This window comes from Sharpea azabuensis DSM 18934 (assembly GCF_000702165.1).
Classification (GTDB): Bacteria; Bacillota_I; Bacilli_A; order Erysipelotrichales; family Coprobacillaceae; genus Sharpea; species Sharpea azabuensis.
In genome coordinates, this window is sequence record NZ_JNKU01000085.1 from 1 (window position 1) to 2,865 (window position 2,865).

Sequence of the window (2,865 nt, forward strand, 5' to 3'; positions counted from 1 at the left end):
TATTTTGCTTTTCTTCCCATAATAAAACCCCCTAAAAGCAGGGCAGTACATTTTGTGTATTTGTACTGTCTACCTTTAGGGGATCATATCAGTTCATCTTGACGCCTACATTTTATTGTCTTTTATATGATTAATTTGACGATTGAGTACATCAATTCTTTCTTTATGTTCATCAATCTCACTCACTAAATCCTTAACCTCATCAGGCAGGTCAAGTCCCTGTAAAGCGATATCATAATAGTACTTCCCAATCTTCGCAAACGCCCTATTCATATCCCTTTCTTCAAGAACAACCTCGCCTTTAAGCTTTGTTGTCTCAAGTGTATCTTTACTAAGTTTACCAGCCGTAGTCGCAGCTGTCTTTAAATCATCAAAAAAAGCCATAGTCCTACCTCCAGTCCCATTATACCATATTTCTCTTGCATATTAGCAGATATCGTCTATACTTAAAGTTAAGCCAGGGGTGCTTAATGCTGAGATAGGTTTAACCTTGTCCCTTATCATCTGAACTGGGTAATGCCAGCGTAGAGAGAGCATGATAGAAACAATAAAGGCTTCTTCCTTCAGGAAGGAGTCTTTTTATTCCCACTGGCAATGAATATTGGGAGGATTTTTTATGTTTGAATTTCATCTGAATGTCAAAACCATGACATACATGGCCATGCTTGCGGCACTGCAGCTCGTTCTTGAATTTTTGACGCAGTTTACCCCAAACATGCCACAGGGAGGGAATGTTGCATTTTCATTAATTGCGATCTTCTTGTGCAGTTATTTAATGGGGCCTGTTTGTAGCGTGATTGTTGGACTCGTTTGTTGTGGACTCCATTTTGCATTGGGCTTTGCGACATTCTATGGCCCATTGTCTGTAATCTTTGACTATGTCTTGCCTTTAGGGGTTTGTGGACTTGCAGGCATGTTTAAAGATATCAAGAGATTCCCAATTGGTATTGTGATCTGTATGATTATCAAGACAATCAGCCATTTGATTTCTGGCTGGTATGCATTCCATACACCACTCGCTGGCAACCTTGCTTATAACTTACCTTATAATATTGCCACATGTGTTGCTTGCGTTATTCTCTATATGATTATTAAGCCAAGTCTATCCAAGGCTATTCATCTTAACTAATAAAAAAGTTCTTCCTGGGTATTCCCAAGAAGAACATTTTTTATTTCTTTTCAACATGTGCATAATAGTCATGTGTTTTAGGATTGTGAGCACTCGGTGTTCCTGCTTCAGGCTTTTCAACATTATAGACATTAATTTCTGCATCCTGAGGAGCATCTGTCAAAATCTCCTTAGCACTTGCCAGCGTGCCAGCTAATGAAGAAAGATTGCTTGGAACAATAATCTTTGTCGAGCGTCCATCAGCCAGTTTTTCAAGAGCCTTGAAGCCTTCTAGTTCAACATAAGGCTGACTTGGATTCGCATCGTTAATCATCTTAATTGAAGCTGCTCTTGCTTCATTCAATAATCGTACAGCCTGAGCCTGACCTTCAGCCTTGGCAATAGCTGATTCTTTTTCGGCATTGGCGCGAAGAATCATCGTTTCCTTTTCACCTTCAGCGCGCAGGATGGAAGACTGCTTTTCCCCTTCGGCAACAAGAATTGCTTCACGCTTCTGACGTTCAGCACGCATCTGTTTTTCCATCGCTTCCTGAATATCACGTGGAGGAATAATATTTTTGACTTCAACACGATTCACCTTGATGCCCCAGGCATCTGTTGCTTCATCAATAATAGACTTCATCTGAGCATTAATGGTATCTCTTGATGTCAATGTATCATCTAGATTAAGATCACCAATAATATTACGTAATGTCGTTGAAGTTAAGGAATCAACAGCATTAATAGGATTGACAACACCATAAGTAAAGAGCTTTGGATCAAAGACTTTAAAATAGACAACTGTATCAATCTGCATTGTAACATTATCTTTAGTGATAACAGGTTGTGGATCAAAGTCCATCACCTGTTCCTTTAACGAAACACGATTAGCTACTCTTTCAATAAAAGGCACTAAAATATGCAGACCAACATCAAGAGTGCGATTATAAGCCCCTAAGCGTTCAATAACGAAAGCTTCCGACTGAGGAACAATCTTGACAAAACTGCTAATAAAAAGCACCAATAATACAATAATAACAATAAATAAAATAAATGCGGCCATATCATAACCTCCCCTTTTACCTTATTATATCAGTTACAATTTCGACAATCAAACCAATTGTTGTTCAACTTGAGTTTCATAAGAAGAAAATGGTATAATGTGTAAGAAATGGAGTGATGCTATGTTTAAAAAGTTCATCAGTGTCGTTGGGGCTATTCTGTTAGTTGTGACCATCACACTCACAATCTTTACCAATGCATCACCAATGGCATTACTTAATAATTATCAGCTTAATTACAACCTCACACATCCCACAAAAGATACCATCTTCATCAACAACGTTATACCTTTTAAATGGGATCATGGTTACTACTTCTCACCCTATGTAGAACTTAAAGACATCAAGAAGCATATTAATGTCAAGCACTTCCCAGATAAACTTTATAATGATGATCAGGCGCATATCATTTATGTCTATAAAGGACATGTTGAAGCAATCGTCAACGGTCTAGGAAGAAGTCGTGGCTATTGGTTCTACTTCTCTCTTTCACAAGTTTATCGCTTCACGCCTAAGGACGATCTTACCTTTACAGTTCGCAAACAGACCAATGGTATTTATGAATATGTCCTTAAGTCATAAAAAAACGATGCACATGATATGATATGACCCCTGTCAAGTAGACAGAGAAAATATCCAAAACAACTACCAAGCAAGGTCAATTAGATTTGGCCTTGTTTTTTATTGTTGTGCTTG

The 2,865-nt window shown here is 38.2% G+C and carries 4 protein-coding genes and 1 riboswitch; of the genes, 2 read left to right on the forward strand and 2 right to left on the reverse strand.

Annotated features, from left to right (window positions below):
- Positions 1-105: 105 nt before the first annotated feature.
- Positions 106-384, reverse strand: coding sequence for a hypothetical protein (locus tag T529_RS0111535; RefSeq protein WP_033163759.1), 279 nt, complete (start codon positions 382-384; stop codon positions 106-108).
- Between the two features lie 65 nt (positions 385-449).
- Positions 450-549: riboswitch (TPP riboswitch) on the forward strand.
- A 67-nt stretch (positions 550-616) separates the two neighbouring features.
- Here T529_RS0111535 and T529_RS0111540 point away from each other — a divergent pair.
- Positions 617-1,129, forward strand: a complete 513-nt coding sequence (locus tag T529_RS0111540) for an ECF transporter S component (protein ID WP_033163760.1) — start codon at positions 617-619, stop codon at positions 1,127-1,129.
- 40 nt (positions 1,130-1,169) lie between these two features.
- Here T529_RS0111540 and T529_RS0111545 read toward each other — a convergent pair whose 3' ends face one another.
- Positions 1,170-2,171, reverse strand: a complete 1,002-nt coding sequence (locus T529_RS0111545) for an SPFH domain-containing protein (RefSeq protein ID WP_051646991.1) — start codon at positions 2,169-2,171, stop codon at positions 1,170-1,172.
- A gap of 121 nt (positions 2,172-2,292) precedes the next feature.
- Between T529_RS0111545 and T529_RS0111550 the strand changes: the two genes are divergently transcribed.
- Positions 2,293-2,751: a hypothetical protein gene (locus T529_RS0111550; protein WP_143122861.1), complete on the forward strand. Its 459-nt coding sequence runs from the start codon at positions 2,293-2,295 to the stop codon at positions 2,749-2,751.
- The last annotated feature ends 114 nt before the right edge of the window (positions 2,752-2,865 follow it).

Coding starts and splice junctions, on each gene's coding strand:
- T529_RS0111545 (WP_051646991.1), bottom strand. CDS start 2,171: ATGGCCGCATTTATTTTATTTATTGTTATTATTGTATTATTGGTGCTT.
- T529_RS0111535 (WP_033163759.1), bottom strand. CDS start 384: ATGGCTTTTTTTGATGATTTAAAGACAGCTGCGACTACGGCTGGTAAA.
- T529_RS0111540 (WP_033163760.1), top strand. CDS start 617: ATGTTTGAATTTCATCTGAATGTCAAAACCATGACATACATGGCCATG.
- T529_RS0111550 (WP_143122861.1), top strand. CDS start 2,293: ATGTTTAAAAAGTTCATCAGTGTCGTTGGGGCTATTCTGTTAGTTGTG.